A 19171-nucleotide genomic window follows, 5' to 3' on the forward strand; every position below is an offset into this window, starting at 1 on the left:
GGCCATCGCTCAACGGATAAAAGGTACTCCGGGGATAACAGGCTGATACCGCCCAAGAGTTCATATCGACGGCGGTGTTTGGCACCTCGATGTCGGCTCATCACATCCTGGGGCTGAAGCCGGTCCCAAGGGTATGGCTGTTCGCCATTTAAAGTGGTACGCGAGCTGGGTTTAGAACGTCGTGAGACAGTTCGGTCCCTATCTGCCGTGGACGTTTGAGATTTGAGAGGGGCTGCTCCTAGTACGAGAGGACCGGAGTGGACGAACCTCTGGTGTTCCGGTTGTCACGCCAGTGGCATTGCCGGGTAGCTATGTTCGGGAAAGATAACCGCTGAAAGCATCTAAGCGGGAAACTTGCCTCAAGATGAGATCTCACTGGAACCTTGAGTTCCCTGAAGGGCCGTCGAAGACTACGACGTTGATAGGTTGGGTGTGTAAGCGCTGTGAGGCGTTGAGCTAACCAATACTAATTGCCCGTGAGGCTTGACCATATAACACCCAAGCAATCTGAATGCTCGAAAGAGACCAGATTGCGGTGTGTGAAGACGCAATGAACCGAAAGTTCGCGATGCTCACAAACACCTGTATCACATACCCGATTTGCTGAAGCGAGGCCAACAGGTCACGAGTCAGTACCCGAATTTCTTGACGACCATAGAGCGTTGGAACCACCTGATCCCATCCCGAACTCAGAAGTGAAACGATGCATCGCCGATGGTAGTGTGGGGTTTCCCCATGTGAGAGTAGGTCATCGTCAAGATTAAATTCCGAAACCCCAATTGCGAAAGCAGTTGGGGTTTTGTTTTGCCCGCAGGAAAGTTCCTACAGCACGCGGTAGACCCTTCCGGCTGTCACAACCTGCCGACAGTGCTAAGGTTCTGCCCTGGCTTTTGTACTTTTCCAAGGAAGCTTTTATGCCGGACGCCTCGTCCCTCAATGCTGCATTCATGGTGGTTCAGAGCAATAGTCTGGACGAACTGCGCAGCCTGGTGGTCAGCATTATGCGGCGCTATCCATTGGCGCCCTTGGAGAACGAAATCGCTCTGGTGCAGAGCAACGGTATCGCCCAATGGCTCAAGTTGGCCTTGGCGGAAGACCCTGAAGGGGACGACCTCGGTGGTTGCGGGATAGCCGCTGCGATCGATGTGCAGCTCCCCGGCAGTTTCATGTGGCAGCTCTACCGTATGGTGCTGGGCCGAGAAGAAATTCCGGCCAAGTCTCTGCTCGACAAAGCCCCATTGACCTGGCGACTGATGCGTCTGTTGCCGCAAGTTATTGAGCGCCCCCATTTCGAGCCGCTACAACGCTTCCTCACCGATGACACCGATTTGCGTAAACGCTACCAGTTGTCCGAACGCCTGGCAGACCTGTTTGACCAGTATCAAGTGTATCGAGCCGACTGGCTTGAGGATTGGGCCGTAGGTCGGCACCAGCTACGCAATGTCAGAGGTGAGGTAAAGCCACTGCCCCCGGTCAGTTGCTGGCAGGCTGAATTGTGGCGTGCCCTGCTGGTGGATGTCGGTGAGCAGGGTATGGCTCAAAGCCGGGCCGGCGTTCACCAGCGCTTTATCGAGCGCATAAACTCTCTTGAGCATGCTCCTGCAGGGCTACCCTCGAGAGTAATTGTGTTTGGCATCTCATCATTGCCGGCCCAGGTGCTTGAAGCATTGGCCGGGCTTGCACGTTTCAGCCAGGTGCTGTTGTGTGTGCACAACCCTTGTCGACATCACTGGGCCGATATCGTCGCCGACAAGGATCTGCTGCGCCATCAATACAAGCGTCAGAGTCGCAAGACCGGCATGCCGGCCGCGCTCGATCCTGAAGCGCTGCACCAACACGCTCATCCGCTGCTCGCCGCCTGGGGTAAACAAGGTCGCGACTATATTAATCTGCTCGACAGTTATGATGACCCCAACAGCTATCGTGCGGCATTCCGTGACGGACGCATCGACCTGTTCAGCGAAGCGGAGCCGCAAAACCTGCTCAATCAACTTCAGGACGATATCCTCGAGTTGCGGCCACTCAATGAAACGCGTGAGCACTGGCCCGCCGTCGACCTGATGCAGGATGAGTCGATCCGTTTTCACATAGCCCACAGTGCACAGCGCGAAGTGGAGATTCTCCACGACCAGTTACTCGCACGCTTCAGTGCCAATCCGGATCTGCGTCCACGGGATGTAATCGTGATGGTGCCCGACATCGACAGCTATGCGCCGCATATCCGGGCGGTGTTTGGCCAACTGGATCGGCATGATTCACGCTTCATTCCATTTACCCTGGCCGACCAGGGCCAGCGTGGCCGCGACCCATTGCTGATTGCGGTCGAACATCTGCTCAAGTTGCCGGACAGTCGTTTTCCGGTCAGTGAGATCCTCGACCTGCTCGATGTTCCCGCATTACGTGCCCGTTTTGGCGTGCAGGAGCGTGACTTGCCGACTCTGCATCGCTGGATCGAAGGGGCGGGAGTGCGCTGGGGAATGAACGCCGAGCAGCGTGCCGGTCTGGGCTTGCCGGATGAGCTGGAGCAAAACAGCTGGCATTTCGGCTTGCGGCGAATGTTGCTCGGGTACGCGGTCGGCAGCTCCAATGCCTGCGCAGGTATAGAGCCCTACGATGAAATCGGTGGTCTGGATGCCGCGTTGATCGGGCCATTGGTTGCGCTGCTGGATGCCTTGGAGCTGGCCCATCACGAGCTCACTCAGGCTGCTCAACCCAAGGTGTGGGGACAGCGACTGCAAGTGCTGATGCAGCTGTTCTTCAAGGCCAGCAACGAGCACGACGATTATCTGCTCACGCAACTTGAGGAGCTGCGCGAGACCTGGCTGCAGACCTGTGAATCTGTGGGATTAGTAGAAGAATTGCCGTTGACGGTGGTTCGAGAAGCCTGGCTCGCGGGACTGGATCAGGGGCGCCTGTCCCAGCGTTTTCTTGCCGGCGCAGTAAACTTTTGCACGCTGATGCCCATGCGCGCGATCCCGTTCAAGCTTGTCTGTTTGCTGGGGATGAACGATGGCGATTACCCTCGGGCGCAACCGCCACTGGACTTCGACCTCATGGGCAGCGACTACCGGCCTGGGGATCGCTCCCGGCGCGAGGATGATCGTTATCTGTTGCTTGAAGCGCTGCTGTCTGCGCGCTGTCAGCTGTACATCAGTTGGGTCGGGCGCAGCATCCGTGACAACAGTGAGCGGCCAGCTTCGGTATTGATCGGCCAGTTGCGTGACCACCTCGCCAGTGGCTGGCGGCTCATCGACGAGCATCAGGATCTGTTGAGTGCCATGACCGAGGAGCATCCGCTGCAACCGTTCAGCTCGCGCTATTTCCATGAAGGCGATCAGCTATTCAGCTATGCCCGCGAGTGGCAGGTTTTACACCAGAACCATGAGCCTCTGCATGAGGCCGAGTTACTCGCGCCTCATGTTCAGGAAGAGCCACTGAGTCTGCCCCTTCTACAGGATTTCTTGCGTAACCCGGCCCGGCACTTTTTCACTCAGCGACTCAAAGTGTATTTCGAGGCCGCCGAGGCGCCCCTGGCTGACGAAGAACCTTTCGTGCTGGACGCACTGCAGCGCTACATGCTGAGCGACAGTCTGCTTGAGGCCGCACTCAGGCAGCCGGACAATATCGATCGGGCGCTCGAAGATCAGGCTCGGCGTTTGCAGAACAGTGGATTGCTGCCCATGGCCGGTTTCGGGGAATGCCTCCAGAGGGAGTTGATCGAGCCGTTGCCGGATTTGCTGCAGCGTTACCAACAACTACTGGCGCTGTGGCCGACGCCATTGACCAGTGCGATTCCGATCAATCTTGAGTTACAGGGCGTGCGTGTTGATGGTTGGCTCGCCGGTTTGCATCAACGCGCTGATGGTGGAGTGTTATCAGTCACGACCATCCCCAACAGCATCGGCTCGATCAAAAGTCGAAAATGGCATCGCTTGACCAAGCCCTGGGTCAATCACCTGGTAGCCTGCGCCAGCGGACTCTTGCTGACCACCGCGTTAGTGGCGAGTGACGATACCCTTCTGCTTGAGCCTATGGAACAGGATAGAGCGGTTCGTTTCCTTGGTGATCTGCTGCTCGCCTGGCAGGCCGGCATGCGCCAGCCATTGCCGATTGCGGTAAAAACGGCCTTCGCCTGGCTTACTCAGACTGACCCGCTCAAGGCCGAGGCTGCTGCCCGCAAAGCCTACGAAGGTGATGGTCAGAACAGCGAAGGCGAACGCCGCGAGAGCCCTGCGCTCTCCCGACAATTCGCTGACTTTGATGCGTTGATGGCGGACGAAACTTTTTCCGGTTGGTGCGACGCGTTGTATCGCCCCTTGTATGAAGCGCCGTGGCGTTCCTTGAACAGCGATGGAGCACGCACATGAGCACCAGGACACCGCTGGCCCTGGCATTCCCGCTGCACGGCAGTCAACTCATCGAAGCCAGTGCCGGCACCGGCAAGACCTTCACCATTTCTGCTCTGTATCTGCGTCTCATCCTTGGGCACGGCGGCGAGTCGAACGGCTTCGGGCGAGAACTATTGCCACCGCAGATTCTTGTGGTGACATTCACCGATGCCGCCACCAAAGAGTTGCGTGAACGAATCCGTACGCGACTGGCTGAGGCGGCGCGCTTTTTTCGCGAAGAAACCCCTGCACCGGACGGACTGATCGCCGAACTGCGTGAACAGTTTGATCCGTCAAAATGGCCCAGCTGCGCCAATCGCCTGGACATCGCCGCGCAATGGATGGATGAAGCGGCCGTCTCGACCATTCACAGTTGGTGCCAGCGCATGCTGCGTGAACATGCGTTCGACAGCGGCAGCCTGTTTACACAGTCCCTGGAAACCGATCACAGCGATCTGCTTGGCGAAGTGCTGCGCGATTACTGGCGACTGTTCTGTTACCCGATGCAGGGCGACGCGCTGAATTGGGTTCGTGGAAACTGGGGCGGGCCGGCAGCGCTGTTGCCGCGAGTGCGAGGTCTGTTTGGCAGTGAGCGCGACAGCGACGAAGGCAAGGCACCTGCGCAATTGATCGAAGAGTGTCTGCAAGAACGGCGTGCCGCGTTGCTCGAGCTGAAGATGCCTTGGCGGCAGTGGGCAGATGAACTGCTGGTGATCTGTCACGAGGGCGTGGCGAGCAAAGCCGTCGACGGGCGCAAGATGCAGGCGCGCTACTTTGAGCCCTGGTTCGAAAAGCTCAAAGCCTGGGCTGAAGACGAGGCCATGGAGCAACTGGATATCGGCACCGGCTTCACCCGATTGACCCCGGACGGGATGGCCGAAGCCTGGAAGGGCCAGGCACCGAGTCATCCTGCTCTGGACGCGATGCCGGGGCTCAAGGCGAGCCTCGACGCATTGCCGACCCCCGATGCTGCTGTATTGCAGCATGCGGCGAGATGGGTGGGTGCACGCTTTGAGGAAGAGAAGCGTCGTCGCGCAGAAATGGGCTTCGACGATATGCTGTTGCGCCTCGATGCTGCGCTGCAATCCGACAGCGGCGAGCGCTTGGCGGCGGTAATCCGCGAACAGTTTCCGGTTGCCCTGATCGATGAGTTTCAGGACACCGACCCGGTGCAATATCGGATCTTCGAGAGTATCTACCGCATCGAAGACAACAGTCCGGACACCGGTCTGTTCCTGATCGGCGACCCCAAACAGGCGATTTACGCGTTCCGTGGCGCCGATATCTACACCTACCTGCGTGCGCGTCAGGCCACCACCGGCCGCCTGCATACGCTGGGTACCAATTTCCGTTCCAGCCATGGCATGGTGAGTGCGGTCAACCATGTATTCGAACGCGCTGAATCCCGTGATCTGGGACGCGGCGCGTTTTTGTTTCGGGAAAAAACCGGGGAAAACCCGGTTCCCTTTCAGCCGGTTGAGTCTCAGGGACGCAAAGAGCGATTGCAGATCGCCGGGCTAGATGTCGCAGCGCTGAATGTCTGGCAGTTGTCCACCGATCAGCCCCTGTCCGGCGCGGTCTATCGCCAGCAGTTGGCGGCGGCCTGTGCCAGTGAAATCACGGCGTTGCTCAATGGCGGGCAAACCGGTGCCGCGGGATTCGTTCAGGAAGGTGAGGTCTTCCGGGGCTTGCGGCCTTCCGATATTGCGATTCTGGTGCGCGACGGCAAAGAGGCTCAGGCGGTACGCGCAGAGCTTGCTGCCCGTGGGGTGCGCAGCGTTTATCTGTCTGACAAGGACTCGGTCTTCGCCGCCCAGGAGGCGCACGATCTGCTGTCCTGGCTCAAGGCCTGCGCCGAGCCGGATGTCGAGCGTTCACTGAAGGCCGCGCTGGCCTGCATCACCCTCAATCTGCCTCTGGCTGAACTGGAGCGACTGAATCAGGACGAGTTGGTCTGGGAAGCCCGGGTCATGCAGTTCCGTGGTTATCGCGAGCTGTGGCGCAAGCAAGGCGTGTTGCCGATGTTGCGGCGTCTGCTGCACGACTTTCACTTGCCGCAGACCCTGATTGCACGCAGTGATGGCGAGCGGGTGCTGACCAATCTCTTGCACCTGTCGGAGCTGATGCAGCAGGCCGCAGCGGAGCTCGATGGCGAGCAAGCGCTGATTCGTCATCTGGCCGAACTTCTGGCGTTGTCAGGTCAGGCCGGTGAAGAGCAGATATTACGTTTGGAGAGCGACGAGCAACTGGTCAAGGTAGTGACCATCCACAAATCGAAAGGGCTTGAGTATCCATTGGTTTTCCTGCCCTTCATCTGCTCGGCAAAACCGGTGGATGGCAGTCGCTTGCCGTTGCATTACCACGATGCCTCGGGCAAGGCTCAGGTGACGCTGAAACCGACTGCCGAGTTGATCGCCCTGGCAGACGATGAGCGTCTGGCCGAAGATCTGCGACTGCTCTACGTCGCCCTGACTCGCGCACAACATGCATGCTGGCTGGGTGTAACGGACCTCAAACGCGGTAATAACAACAGTTCGGTGCTTCATCTTTCGGCGCTTGGCTATCTGCTGGGTGGCGGTGCAAGGCTGGATGAATCAACCGGCTTGAGCCGTTGGTTGCTGGATCTGCAACAAGACTGTCCGGCAATAAACCTGGGTGAAATGCCGCAGGCCAGGCAGGAGACTTATCGTCCCGAGTGCAATGAAGCGATCCTCAGTGCCACATTGGTACCAAAGCGCAAGGCCAGCGAGAACTGGTGGATTGCCTCCTACAGTGCCTTGCGCATCAGTGATGTGTTGAGTGTTGGCAGTGATGAGGCGCCAGACAGTCCGCAAGCGCAAAAACTGTTTGATGATGAGCGCCTCGATCCGGATGCGCCGCGAGATATCGTGGCCGGCGGCGCCGATATCCATCGGTTCCCCCGTGGACCCAACCCGGGCACCTTTCTTCACGGCTTGCTGGAGTGGGCTGGCGATGAAGGTTTTGCCGTTCCCTACGAATCGATCAAGGATGCGATTGGCCGACGCTGCAACCTGCGCGGATGGGAAGGCTGGATCACCACTCTGAGTGACTGGCTGCATCACCTGCTCAAGTCCCCGTTGCCGACTGGTAGCGGACAGTCTCCGGTCGTGCTTGAGCAACTGAAACAGTACCGCGTCGAGATGGAGTTCTGGTTCGCCAGCCACAAGGTCGATGTTCTCAAGCTCGATGAGTGGGTGCGCCAGTACACCCACAACGGTGTGGCCCGGGTGGCCGCCGAGCCGGTACAACTCAACGGCATGTTCAAGGGCTTCATCGACCTGACTTTCGAACACGAGGGGCGCTATTACGTCGCTGACTACAAATCCAACTGGCTGGGCGTCGACGATGCGGCCTATACCGAGCAAGCCATGGAACGGTCGATCCTCGACAACCGTTACGACCTGCAATACGTGCTGTACCTGTTGGCATTGCATCGGCAATTGAAGGCGCGGTTGCCCGACTACGATTACGACCGACATGTCGGCGGTGCGTTGTATGTGTTCCTGCGGGGAACCCGGGCTGACAGTCGCGGCGTGTATTTCGCGCGCCCGCCGCGTGAACTGATCGAGCGGCTGGATCGTCTGTTCCAGGGCAAGCCGGAACCCAAGGCCGAGCCCGCATGGGAACAGGGAGTCCTGCTATGAATCGTACATTCGCCGATCTGTCATCGGGTATCGACCACGCGTCGAGCCTGGCGCCGCTGACGAGTGCTGCAGATCTACTGCTGTTGCTGGATCGCTGGGTCGAGCGAGGCTGGCTGCGGTCGCTGGACAAGGCCTTCGTGGCCTTTCTGCACGAGCTCGCGCCCGAGTCTGATCCGCTGGTGTTGCTCGCCGCCGCGCTGACCAGCCACCAGTTGGGGCACGGGCATGTGTGTCTGGATCTGTTCGAAACCCTCAAGGCCCCGGATTTCGCGCTATCGCTGCCACCCGAAGGCGATGTGCAGAGTGGCGTATTGCTGCTGCCTTCACAGTTGCTCGAAACACTGGACGGCAGCCATTGGTGCAAGGCGTTGGCGAGCAGTTCTCTGGTTGCGCTGGCGGCGGACACCAGCGAGGCCGCGCAGCAGCGACCTTTGGTGTTGTCCGGCAAGCGTCTGTATCTGCGGCGCTACTGGGCCTATGAGCGCCGTATTGACCGGGCGTTGCGCACACGTCTGGCTCAAGGTGAAACGCCGCCCGATGACCTGCCCCAGCGTCTTGATGAGTTGTTCGGCCCCGTCAGGCCGGATGCGGTGGTCGACTGGCAGAAACTCGCCTGCGCCCTTGCGACCCGTGGAGCCTTCAGCATCATCACGGGTGGCCCGGGTACCGGCAAGACCACCACGGTGGTGCGCCTGTTGGCGTTGCTCCAGGCACCTGCCGTGGAGGCCGGTCAGCCGATGCGGATTCGCCTGGCAGCACCCACCGGCAAAGCCGCTGCGCGGTTGACCGAGTCCATCAGCCAGCAGGTGCAGTCGCTGAAGGTCGCCGAAGCCGTTCGCGAGAAAATCCCCTGCGACGTGACCACCGTGCACCGTCTGCTCGGCAGTCGTCCCGGTACCCGACACTTTCGTCATCATGCCGGCAACCGCTTGCCGCTGGATGTGCTGGTGGTCGACGAAGCGTCGATGATCGACCTGGAAATGATGGCCAATCTGCTTGATGCCTTGCCGGCGCATGCGCGTCTGGTGTTGCTTGGCGACAAGGATCAGCTCGCCTCCGTGGAGGCGGGTGCGGTGCTCGGCGATCTGTGCCGCGATGCCGAGGCTGGCTGGTACAACTCGCAGACCCGGCAATGGCTGGAGTCGGTCAGTGGTGAGTCATTGCAGAACAGCGGTTTGCACGAAGACAACGACGGCTCGCATCCTCTGGCGCAGCAACTGGTGATGCTGCGCCACTCCCGGCGTTTCGGTGAAGGCAGCGGCATCGGTCAACTGGCGCGGCGGGTCAATCAGCAGTTGCCGGATGAGGCGCGCCAGTTGCTGGCGGCCGGACACTACGACGATGTGTTTTCCCTGCCGCTCAAGGGCGAACATGATCACAAGCTGGAGCGGCTGTTGCTCGAAGGCCATGGCGACGGGCCACAGGGCTACCGCCACTATCTGAGCGTGCTGCGCAATCAACGCCCTCCGGCGGGTAGACCGCTGGAGCATCCGGACTGGATCAACTGGGCACGGGACGTACTGCAGGCGTTCGACGCGTTCCAGTTGTTGTGCGCCGTACGCAAGGGCCCTTGGGGTGTCGAAGGGCTGAATCTGCGGATTACCGAAGCCTTGCTCAAAGCGCGCCTGATCGAACATGACCAGCAATGGTACGAAGGCCGCCCGGTGTTGATGACCCGCAACGACTATGGCCTGGGCCTGATGAACGGCGACATCGGTATTGCGCTCAAGCTGCCCGAGCGTGAAGGGCCGGACGCCGGTAAACCGGTATTGCGCGTGGCCTTTCCGCGTAACGACGGCCAGGGCGGCGTGCGCTTCGTGCTGCCGAGTCGGCTTAACGACGTTGAAACGGTGTATGCCATGACCGTGCACAAATCCCAGGGTTCGGAGTTCGCGCACACCGCACTGATCCTGCCGGATGCCCTGAATCCGGTGCTGACCAAGGAGTTGATCTACACCGGGATTACTCGCGCGAAAAACTGGTTCACCTTGATCGAACCTCGCGCAGGCGTGTTCGAAGAGGCCGTGCAACGCAAGGTCAAACGCCTGAGCGGATTGATGCTGGAACTGGAGGAGGGTGGCGAGGCTCGGGAATGAAAGATCTGGCGATTGGCGGCGGTTACTGACCAGCGGGTCAGAAGGTGCTGTCTCGCTGGTGTTACTCCGCTGTGCTATCGTTGCGGCATCATTTCGGTACGATCCAAGAGAATCCCTGCATGAAGGTGGCAGTCTGGGCGACAGAGCGCGTGGTTCGCTGCAAGCACGCATTGCTTGTCAGTCTGCTCTGTTTGCTGACGGGCGTTGCTGTTGCGCAGCCACAGACGCCCGCAAGCATGGCCGAACAACGCGCCCAGTCAGTGACGCAAGTCGTGCTTGGCATCCTCAGCTACGCTCGTTGGCCGGTCGAGCCAGCGCAGTTGCGCCTGTGTATCGTCGGGCCTACCGAGTACACCGACGATCTGGTCAAGGGCACCACACAAGCCACTGGCCGGCCGGTCACCGTGCGTCGGCTGCTGGCCGACAACCCGGCCATCGTCAGCGAATGCGATGCGGTGTATATCGGCAAACTCACCACAGATGAACGCAGTCGGCTGTTCACGTCATTGATCGGCCATCCGGTGCTGAGCATCAGCGAAGGTGGCGATCAGTGCACGGTTGGCAGCCTGTTCTGCCTGCGCGTCGGCGATGAGCAGGTGTCCTTCGAGGTCAATCTCGACTCCGTAGCCCGCAGCGGCGTACGCATCCACCCGAGCGTACTGCAGCTGTCGCGCCGCAAATCGGCGGCGCCATGAAATTGTTCCGTTCCAGAACCCGTCCGACACTGGGCTCGGTCATCGGCCGTGGACATTTGATTGTCGCGCTGGTGGCCGTGACCATGGCCAGTGTGTCGCTGACCCTGTTGGGCGTTCTCGCGCTGCGGGTCTACGCCGATCACAACCTGCACCTGATTGCGCGCTCGATCAGCTACACCGTGGAAGCGGCGGTAGTGTTCAACGACAAGGCTGCCGCTACCGAAGCGCTGGCGTTGATCGCGTCCACCGAGGAAGTGGCGGATGCTCAGGTTTTCGATGCGCAAGGCCAGTTGCTGGCACGCTGGCAGCGGCCCGAGAACGGCTTGTTCTCCGAACTGGAAATGCAGGCCGCCCGCACTATTCTGGAAAAGCCCATCAGCCTGCCGATCGTGCATCAGGATCGTGAAATCGGGCGCATTCTGCTGGTTGGTCACGGCGGCAGCCTCATGCGCTTTTTGCTCAGCGGTCTGGCGGGAATCATCCTCTGTACCGCGATCAGTGCATGGGTCGCGCTGTATCTGGCGCGCCGACAGCTGCGCAGCATTACCGGTCCTCTTCGCAGTCTCGCGGCGGTAGCTCACGCCGCCCGCAGCGAGCGTGCGCTGGATCGACGGGTACCGCCGGCGCAGATCGCCGAGCTCGACAACCTCGGCAACGACTTCAATGCCCTGCTCGATGAACTCGAATCCTGGCAAACCCACCTGCAAAGCGAGAACGAAACCCTCGCCCACCAGGCCAGCCACGATAGCCTCACCGGCCTGCCGAACCGGGCGTTTTTCGAAGGCCGGTTGATTCGCGCCTTGCGCAATGCCGGCAAGCACAACGAGCGGGCGGCGGTGCTGTTTCTCGACAGCGACCGCTTCAAAGGCATCAACGATAACTTCGGTCACGCCGCTGGCGATGCCGTGCTGGTGGCGGTGGCGAATCGGGTGCGCGCGCAACTGCGTGAAGAGGATCTGGTGGCGCGGCTGGGGGGCGATGAATTCGCCGTGCTGCTCGCGCCATTGCACAAGATCGAAGACGCCGAACGCATTGCCGACAAGATTCTCGCCAGCATGGACATGCCCATCGCGCTGCCGGGTGACACCAGTGTGGTGACGTCGCTCAGTATCGGCATTGCCGTTTTCCCCGATCATGGTGCCACGCCAGGTGCCTTGCTCAATGCTGCCGACGCGGCGATGTATCAGGCCAAACGCCTGTCGCGTGGCGCTCAATCCACTGCCGGGACGGAGAGCCCGGTCGTCAATCTTCAAACCAGGAGCTGATTCCGTGTTCACATTTCCCGCTCGACTGTTTTCCGCCTTGCTGATGATCGCCGTACTGGCGCTGACCGGGTGCCAGACCGCACCGCAAAAAGGCCTGACCCCGGCGCAGATCGCCGTACTCAAACAACAGGGCTTCGAGCCGACCGACGAGGGTTGGGCATTCGGCCTGTCGGGCAAAGTGCTGTTTGGCAGCGATATCGAAAGCCTGAACGCGCAGAGCACCGAGATCGTCGAACGCATCGGCAAGGCGCTGGTGGGTGTCGGCATTGAGCGAGTGCGCGTCGACGGTCATACCGACGCCTCGGGCAAAGAGGCCTACAACCAGCAATTGTCACTGCGCCGTGCCAAGAGTGTGGCCAAAGTGCTGACCACCGTCGGCATGAAGGAAGAGAACATCCAGCTGCGCGGACTGGGCAGCAGCGAGCCGGTGGCGTCGAACAACACTGCCGCCGGACGCACCGAGAATCGCCGGGTGTCGATTGTGGTCAGCGCCGATTAATCGGCAAACCGCATCTCGCGGGTCTGCCCCATCAGCAGACCCTGATTACGCTCGGTCACCTCACGGATGTAATCCCACAACAGGGTGATCCGCTTCAACTTGCGCAGGTCCTCCCGGCAGTACATCCAGAACTGCCGGGTGATGTCGATTTCCTCGGGCAGCACCGGCAGCAGGCGCGGATCCTGCGCGGCGAGGAAGCACGGCAGAATCGCCAGTGAACGCCCCTGCTGCGCCGCGACGAATTGCGCGATGACGCTGGTGCTGCGCAGGTTTGCGCTGGCGCCGGGCAGCACGTTCGCCAGGTACAGCAGCTCCGAGCTGAACGCCAGGTCATCCACATAACTGATGAATTGATGCTTGCCCAAATCGGCCGGGCGGCGGATCGGTGGGTGTTGATCGAGGTAGTCCTGGGTTGCGTACAGCTGCAAGCGGTAGTCGCAGAGTTTGCAGCACACGTACGGGCCGTGCTCCGGGCGTTCCAAAGCGATGACGATATCGGCCTCGCGCTTGGACAGGCTGATGAAGTGCGGCAGCGGCAGGATGTCCACCGAAATCGCCGGGTAGGCGTCGACGAAGTGGCTCAGCTGCGGGGTGATGAAAAAACTGCCGAAACCTTCGGTGCAGCCCATGCGTACATGCCCGGACAGTGCCACGCCGGACCCCGAGACCTGCTCGCAAGCCATGTGCAACGTGCTTTCAATCGACTCGGCATAGCCCAGCAAACGCTGGCCTTCAGTGGTCAGGACAAAACCGCTGGTGCGCGATTTTTCGAACAGCAATGTACCCAACGCCGCTTCCAGCGAACTGATGCGCCGCGACACGGTGGTGTAGTCCACCGCCAGGCGTTTGGCCGCGGTGCTGGCCTTGCGGGTGCGGGCGACTTCGAGGAAAAACTTCAGGTCGTCCCAGTTCAGCGACCCCAGGGAGGTGATGTTTTTTTGCATGATGGACGGGCTTATATGTGCGTTCTTATTAGAAGTTTGCACATCTATACTCCAAAAACAGTCCGACAACCAATTCGTGACACACGCCTCATCTCAAGGCGAACCCTTTCGCCTTGGCTCCTACGATAAAAACAAGTTTCGGAGACCAGCATGAACGCATCGCTTACGCCCAACGAAACCACGGTCCAGAAGGTCAAGCTGCTGATCGATGGCGAGTGGGTCGAATCGCAGACCACCGAGTGGCACGACATCGTCAACCCGGCGACCCAGCAAGTGCTGGCCAAAGTCCCGTTCGCCACCGCCGCTGAAGTCGATGCCGCCATCAGTGCCGCGCACCGCGCGTTCCAGACCTGGAAACTGACCCCGATCGGCGCGCGCATGCGCATCATGCTCAAGCTGCAGGCACTGATCCGCGAGCACTCCAAACGCATCGCCGTGGTGCTCAGCGCCGAGCAGGGCAAGACCATTGCCGACGCCGAGGGCGACATTTTCCGTGGCCTGGAAGTGGTTGAGCACGCCTGCTCCATCGGTACCCTGCAAATGGGTGAATTCGCCGAAAACGTGGCCGGTGGCGTCGATACCTACACCCTGCGTCAGCCGATCGGCGTGTGCGCCGGCATCACCCCGTTCAATTTCCCGGCGATGATTCCGCTGTGGATGTTCCCGATGGCGATCGCTTGCGGCAACACCTTCGTCTTGAAGCCTTCCGAGCAGGATCCACTGTCGACCATGCTCCTGGTGGAGCTGGCGATCGAGGCTGGCGTTCCGGCGGGCGTGCTCAACGTGGTGCACGGTGGCAAGGACGTGGTTGATGGCCTGTGCACCCACAAGGACATCAAAGCGGTGTCGTTCGTCGGTTCGACGGCAGTCGGTACCCACGTTTACGACCTGGCCGGCAAGCACGGCAAACGCGTGCAGTCGATGATGGGCGCGAAGAACCACGCCGTGGTGCTGCCGGACGCCAATCGCGAGCAAGCGCTGAATGCCTTGGTCGGCGCCGGGTTCGGTGCGGCAGGGCAACGCTGCATGGCCACCTCGGTGGTGGTGCTGGTCGGTGCGGCGAAGCAGTGGCTGCCGGATCTGAAAGCGCTGGCGCAGAAACTCAAAGTCAACGCCGGCAGTGAGCCAGGCACCGATGTCGGCCCGGTGATCTCGAAGAAAGCCAAGGCGCGGATTCTCGATCTGATCGAAAGCGGCATCAAGGAAGGCGCCAAGCTTGAACTCGATGGTCGCGACATCAAGGTGCCGGGCTACGAGCAAGGCAACTTCGTCGGCCCGACCCTGTTCTCGGGCGTGACCACCGATATGCAGATCTACACCCAGGAAATCTTCGGCCCGGTGCTGGTGGTGCTGGAAGTCGACACCCTCGACCAGGCCATCGCGCTGGTCAACGCCAACCCGTTCGGCAACGGCACGGGCCTGTTCACCCAGAGCGGTGCGGCAGCGCGCAAATTCCAGACGGAAATCGACGTCGGCCAGGTCGGCATCAACATCCCGATTCCAGTGCCGGTGCCGTTCTTCAGCTTCACCGGTTCCCGTGGTTCGAAACTCGGCGACCTCGGTCCGTACGGCAAGCAAGTGGTGCAGTTCTACACCCAGACCAAAACGGTCACGGCGCGCTGGTTCGATGACGACAGCGTCAACGACGGCGTGAACACCACCATCAACCTGCGCTGAGGACTGGCCATGAAAATCGCATTTATCGGTCTGGGCAACATGGGCGCGCCGATGGCGCGCAACCTGATCAAGGCCGGCCACTCGCTGAACCTGGTGGACCTGAACAAGACTGTGCTGGCGGAACTGGAGCAACTGGGCGGCACCATCCGCGCCTCGGCCCGCGAAGCAGCTGAAGACGCTGAACTGGTGATCACCATGCTCCCGGCGGCGGTGCATGTGCGCAGCGTCTGGCTCGGTGAGGATGGTGTGCTGGCCGGTATCGGCAAAGGCGTGCCGGCGGTGGATTGCAGCACCATCGATCCGCAGACTGCTCGTGATGTGGCCGCCGCTGCCGCCAAACAAGGCGTGGCCATGGCCGATGCACCGGTCTCCGGCGGCACCGGTGGCGCGACTGCTGGCACGCTGACCTTCATGGTCGGCGCCACCCCGGAACTGTTCGCCACCCTGCAACCGGTGCTGGCGCAGATGGGCCGCAACATCGTGCATTGCGGTGAAGTCGGCACCGGACAGATCGCCAAGATCTGCAACAACCTGCTGCTGGCGATCTCGATGGTCGGCGTCAGTGAAGCCATGGCGTTGGGCGATGCGCTGGGGATCGACACTTCGGTGCTGGCCGGGATCATCAACAGTTCGACCGGGCGTTGCTGGAGTTCGGAAATGTACAACCCGTGGCCGGGCATCGTCGAAACGGCGCCAGCCTCGCGCGGGTATACCGGTGGGTTTGGTGCCGAACTGATGCTCAAGGATCTGGGACTGGCGACCGAAGCGGCGCGTCAGGCGCACCAACCGGTGATGCTCGGTGCGGTGGCGCAACAGTTGTATCAGGCGATGAGCCAGCGCGGGGAAGGCGGCAAGGACTTCTCGGCGATTATCAACAGTTATCGGAAGCCGCAGTAACCAAGTATCAAAGTCTGGGATGAGCTTCTGTGGCGAGGGAGCTTGCTCCCGCTGGTCTGCGCAGCAGACCCAAACCCGGTCAATGCGGTTCTTCATAAAAAACGCATTGACTGAATTTACGACTGCTGCGCAGCCGAGCGGGAGCAAGCTCCCTCGCCACAGGTTTTTTTGTGAGGCAAAAAAGATCGCAGCCTTCGGCAGCTCCTACATGGGCAAGATGTACACCCTGTAGGAGCTGCCGAAGGCTGCGATCTTTTGCATGTCAGGCGAAGACGAAATATTTGCGCACGGTCTCGACCACTTCCCAGGTGCCTTTCATCCCCGGTTCAACCACGAAAATATCGCCGGCGCGCAGGTGGATCGGTGCCATGCCGTCCGGGGTGATGATGCAGTAGCCTTCCTGGAAGTGGCAGTACTCCCACTTCACATAGTCGACCCGCCACTTGCCCGGGGTGCAGATCCAGGTGCCCATGATCTTGCTGCCGTCTTCGCTGGTGTAGGCGTTGAGGTTGACGGTGTGCGGGTCACCTTCGAGTTTTTCCCATTTGCAGGCATCGAGTACCGGCAGCGGGTGGGTATCGCGCAGAACGGTGATGGGGGCGGTCGCGTTCATGAGAACTCCGGGCAGTGGGCGGATGGCAAAGAAACCAAGTCGCACCCTATAGCGCCCGGACAGGGCTCAGTTGTCTGTGCTCGACATCAAGCTGCTCAGAAACGCGCTTTGCCCTCGGGAGGAGTCAAGGCCTGCAGCAAGGCTTTGGCATAACCGGGCAGGGCGCTGAAATCCCGGGCGCAGAGCATCAGGGTGCGGCGCGCCCATGGCTCATTGAGGGCGATGCTGGTGAATGTGCGCGGCGTCGCGCGTTCGAGGGCAGCCAGCGGCACGATGGCGAGGCCGGCACCTCGGGCGACCATGCGCAGAACCCCGTCAAAACCGTCGGCGCGGATCCGTACCTGCATGCGCGAGCCACTGTGCAGTGCCTGTTCTTCGAGGTAGATCGCCAGCGCGCTGTCGGTGCTCAGGCCGACAAAATCGTGATGCAGGGCGTCGCTGAAGCTGACTTCGGCGGCGTTGGCCAGTGCATGTTCCCGCGGCACGATCAGCACTAACGGATCATCGCGAAAGGGCTGGGTCTGTAAATCGGAGGTGTCCACCGCATCGGAGACGATGCCGATATCGGCTGCGCCCTGGCGCAAGGCGTGGGTGATGCGGGCGCTGGGCAGTTCCTGCAGATCGATGTCGAGGTTGGGATGCTCGCGCAAAAAGTCCGCGAGCACTTCCGGCAGGTATTCGGTGATCGCCGTGGTGTTGCACAACAGTCGCACCTGACCTTTGACGCCTTGGGCGTAGTCGGCCAGATCCTGCTGCATGCGTTCGGCCTGTTGCAGGAGGATGCGCGCGTGGTGAGCCAATGCCTTGCCAGCAGGTGTCGGGCTCACTCCACGGCGCCCGCGTTGCAGGAACTCGATGCCCAGCGAGGCTTCCATGGCGCGGATGCGCGCACTGGCGGCGGCCAGCGAGAGGTGGCTGCGGGCGGCGCCGGCGGTGATGTTGCCGGTGTCGAGGATGTGCAGATAGAGGCGCAGGTCGGTGAGGTCGAAGTGCATGGGGCAGCCTCTGGTTTTTGTAGTGTCTGGGCGGGCCTCTTCGCGAGCAAGCCCGCTCCCACAGTGGATCAGTGGTGAATCCAAAACTGTGGGAGCGGGCTTGCTCGCGAAGGGGCCATCAGCCGCAACGCAATTAACAGCCTCTTGTATTGGCAGAGGCAACCTCAGTATATGGCAGATTTTCAGCGCATCCGTGAAAGCGCACAGTAGCGCCATGAACACACTCGCAAATTTCTACCAGAACCTCGGCCTTGCCCTATCATTGCTGGTCATCGCCACCTTCATCATGGCCGGCCTGGTCAAAGGCGTGATCGGCCTCGGCCTGCCCACCGTCGCCATGGGCCTGCTCGGTCTGGCTATGGCCCCGTCGCAGGCTGCGGCGTTACTGATCATTCCTGCGACGTTGACCAATGTCTGGCAACTGGCCTTCGGCGGGCATCTGAGAGGGCTGATCAAACGCCTGTGGCCGATGCTGCTGATGATCTTTCTCGGCACCGCAGCCGGCACGTTGTCGATCGGCATGGCAGGCGGGCATTGGGTGGTGCGCGGCTTGGGCGCGGCGCTGTTGCTGTATGCGTTGAGTGGGTTGCTGCTGCCGACGCTGCAGGTCAATCCTCGGCATGAGCCGTGGCTCGGCCCGCTGTGCGGGATGATCACTGGCGTCATCACCTCGGCCACCGGTGTGTTCGTGATACCGGCGGTGCCGTACCTGCAGGCGCTGGGTTTGAGCCGCGATGAACTGGTGCAGGCGCTGGGCCTGTCGTTCACGGTTTCGACCCTGGCGCTGGCCGGCGGCTTGTTCTGGCGCGGTGCGCTGGGCAGTGGCGAACTGACTGCCTCGCTGCTGGTGTTGATCCCGGCGATGCTGGGCATGTGGTTCGGGCAGTGGTTGCGTCAGCGCATCAGCGCCGTGCTGTTCAAGCGAATATTTTTCGTCGGACTGGGCGCGCTCGGCGCCCATCTGCTGATCAGCGGCTAGCCGACGAGGTGCTGAGCATGTCGATCCGACGGATATCGAAATCACGCTCCAGGTACGTCATGCGGTTGTCGAAAAACTCGCGCATGTGCGGCAGGTTCGAGTGCACGTCCAGGTGCGCCTGGCTTTCCCAGATCTCGTAGAAGATGAACAGCGTCGGATCTTCCTTGTCGCGCAGCATGTGGTACTCGATGCAGCCGGGCTCGGCGCGGCTCGGTTCGACATAGGCGCGAAACAGCGCTTCGAAGGCCTCGGCTTTCTCCGGGCGGGTCTTGGCGTGCAGGATGAAACCGTGGCGTTCATTCATCGAAACAACTCCTCAAATGCAGATGGCCGGGAATGCTATTGCAACAATCGGCATTCGATTCGTGCTTTTTGATCAAATGTATTTTGCGCCAGCGCGGCTTATTCCGCGCGAGATGGGCCGTTAACCTGCCGCCATTCCTTTTCCCATCTTCCTC

At 60.7% G+C, this 19171-nt stretch carries 13 protein-coding genes and 2 rRNA genes (1 of these 15 running past the window's edge); 11 read left to right on the top strand and 4 right to left on the bottom strand.

All coding sequences use genetic code 11. The features are described from left to right. The 8 genes from ACVHNU_RS00020 to yfiB all read left to right on the top strand — a co-directional run. Positions 1–491 (top strand): 23S ribosomal RNA (locus tag ACVHNU_RS00020) (it extends 2401 nt beyond the left edge of the window). Between the two features lie 153 nt (positions 492–644). Next, a 5S ribosomal RNA gene (rrf, locus tag ACVHNU_RS00025) occupies positions 645–760 on the top strand. A 154-nt stretch (positions 761–914) separates the two neighbouring features. After that, entirely contained in the window at positions 915–4367 is a 3453-nt protein-coding gene (gene recC / locus ACVHNU_RS00030) for an exodeoxyribonuclease V subunit gamma (protein WP_473020042.1), read from the top strand. After that, positions 4364–8053 (top strand): exodeoxyribonuclease V subunit beta, encoded by a 3690-nt coding sequence (gene recB, locus ACVHNU_RS00035; RefSeq protein WP_473018744.1) that lies wholly within the window; start codon positions 4364–4366, stop codon positions 8051–8053. The genes recC and recB overlap by 4 nt, the downstream gene beginning before the upstream one ends. After that, positions 8050–10149, top strand: coding sequence for an exodeoxyribonuclease V subunit alpha (gene recD / locus ACVHNU_RS00040; protein WP_473018745.1), 2100 nt, complete (start codon positions 8050–8052; stop codon positions 10147–10149). The genes recB and recD overlap by 4 nt, the downstream gene beginning before the upstream one ends. Positions 10150–10268: 119 nt before the next feature. Continuing rightward, entirely contained in the window at positions 10269–10844 is a 576-nt protein-coding gene (gene yfiR, locus ACVHNU_RS00045) for a regulatory sequestration protein YfiR (RefSeq protein WP_473018746.1), read from the top strand. Beyond that, on the top strand, positions 10841–12109 hold the full coding sequence (dgcN, locus tag ACVHNU_RS00050) for a diguanylate cyclase DgcN/YfiN (protein WP_201135862.1): 1269 nt from the start codon (positions 10841–10843) through the stop codon (positions 12107–12109). Before yfiR ends, dgcN begins: the two co-directional genes overlap by 4 nt. 4 nt (positions 12110–12113) lie before the next feature. Further along, a complete protein-coding gene (yfiB, locus tag ACVHNU_RS00055) occupies positions 12114–12608 on the top strand; it encodes an outer membrane lipoprotein YfiB (protein WP_003221406.1) in 495 nt (164 codons plus the stop codon). Here yfiB and ACVHNU_RS00060 read toward each other — a convergent pair. Beyond that, a complete protein-coding gene (locus ACVHNU_RS00060; RefSeq protein ID WP_007962101.1) occupies positions 12605–13552 on the bottom strand; it encodes a LysR family transcriptional regulator in 948 nt (315 codons plus the stop codon). The genes yfiB and ACVHNU_RS00060 overlap by 4 nt on opposite strands. Positions 13553–13702: 150 nt before the next feature. Between ACVHNU_RS00060 and ACVHNU_RS00065 the strand changes: the two genes are divergently transcribed. Then, entirely contained in the window at positions 13703–15229 is a 1527-nt protein-coding gene (locus ACVHNU_RS00065; RefSeq protein ID WP_083367084.1) for a CoA-acylating methylmalonate-semialdehyde dehydrogenase, read from the top strand. A gap of 9 nt (positions 15230–15238) precedes the next feature. Then, entirely contained in the window at positions 15239–16126 is an 888-nt protein-coding gene (mmsB, locus tag ACVHNU_RS00070) for a 3-hydroxyisobutyrate dehydrogenase (protein WP_338800738.1), read from the top strand. Positions 16127–16388: 262 nt separating this feature from the next. On the opposite strand, the gene ACVHNU_RS00075 is transcribed toward mmsB, so the two are convergent. Both ACVHNU_RS00075 and ACVHNU_RS00080 read right to left on the bottom strand, forming a co-directional pair. Continuing rightward, on the bottom strand, positions 16389–16739 hold the full coding sequence (locus tag ACVHNU_RS00075; protein WP_201135860.1) for a cupin domain-containing protein: 351 nt from the start codon (positions 16737–16739) through the stop codon (positions 16389–16391). Between the two features lie 95 nt (positions 16740–16834). After that, on the bottom strand, positions 16835–17734 hold the full coding sequence (locus ACVHNU_RS00080) for a LysR substrate-binding domain-containing protein (RefSeq protein ID WP_473018747.1): 900 nt from the start codon (positions 17732–17734) through the stop codon (positions 16835–16837). A 214-nt stretch (positions 17735–17948) separates the two neighbouring features. Between ACVHNU_RS00080 and ACVHNU_RS00085 the strand changes: the two genes are divergently transcribed. After that, entirely contained in the window at positions 17949–18713 is a 765-nt protein-coding gene (locus ACVHNU_RS00085; RefSeq protein WP_473018748.1) for a sulfite exporter TauE/SafE family protein, read from the top strand. On the opposite strand, the gene ACVHNU_RS00090 is transcribed toward ACVHNU_RS00085, so the two are convergent. After that, positions 18703–19017, bottom strand: a complete 315-nt coding sequence (locus ACVHNU_RS00090) for a putative quinol monooxygenase (protein ID WP_473018749.1) — start codon at positions 19015–19017, stop codon at positions 18703–18705. The genes ACVHNU_RS00085 and ACVHNU_RS00090 overlap by 11 nt on opposite strands. Positions 19018–19171 lie beyond the last annotated feature (154 nt).

Source organism: Pseudomonas sp. Ors-4-3C (assembly GCF_055755035.1).

Excerpts from the sequence above, each read along its gene's own strand:
- recC (WP_473020042.1), top strand. The coding sequence starts at position 915 with ATGCCGGACGCCTCGTCCCTCAATGCTGCATTCATGGTGGTTCAGAGC.
- recB (WP_473018744.1), top strand. The coding sequence starts at position 4,364 with ATGAGCACCAGGACACCGCTGGCCCTGGCATTCCCGCTGCACGGCAGT.
- recD (WP_473018745.1), top strand. The coding sequence starts at position 8,050 with ATGAATCGTACATTCGCCGATCTGTCATCGGGTATCGACCACGCGTCG.
- yfiR (WP_473018746.1), top strand. The coding sequence starts at position 10,269 with ATGAAGGTGGCAGTCTGGGCGACAGAGCGCGTGGTTCGCTGCAAGCAC.
- dgcN (WP_201135862.1), top strand. The coding sequence starts at position 10,841 with ATGAAATTGTTCCGTTCCAGAACCCGTCCGACACTGGGCTCGGTCATC.
- ACVHNU_RS00060 (WP_007962101.1), bottom strand. The coding sequence starts at position 13,552 with ATGCAAAAAAACATCACCTCCCTGGGGTCGCTGAACTGGGACGACCTG.
- ACVHNU_RS00065 (WP_083367084.1), top strand. The coding sequence starts at position 13,703 with ATGAACGCATCGCTTACGCCCAACGAAACCACGGTCCAGAAGGTCAAG.
- mmsB (WP_338800738.1), top strand. The coding sequence starts at position 15,239 with ATGAAAATCGCATTTATCGGTCTGGGCAACATGGGCGCGCCGATGGCG.
- ACVHNU_RS00075 (WP_201135860.1), bottom strand. The coding sequence starts at position 16,739 with ATGAACGCGACCGCCCCCATCACCGTTCTGCGCGATACCCACCCGCTG.
- ACVHNU_RS00080 (WP_473018747.1), bottom strand. The coding sequence starts at position 17,734 with ATGCACTTCGACCTCACCGACCTGCGCCTCTATCTGCACATCCTCGAC.
- ACVHNU_RS00085 (WP_473018748.1), top strand. The coding sequence starts at position 17,949 with ATGAACACACTCGCAAATTTCTACCAGAACCTCGGCCTTGCCCTATCA.
- ACVHNU_RS00090 (WP_473018749.1), bottom strand. The coding sequence starts at position 19,017 with ATGAATGAACGCCACGGTTTCATCCTGCACGCCAAGACCCGCCCGGAG.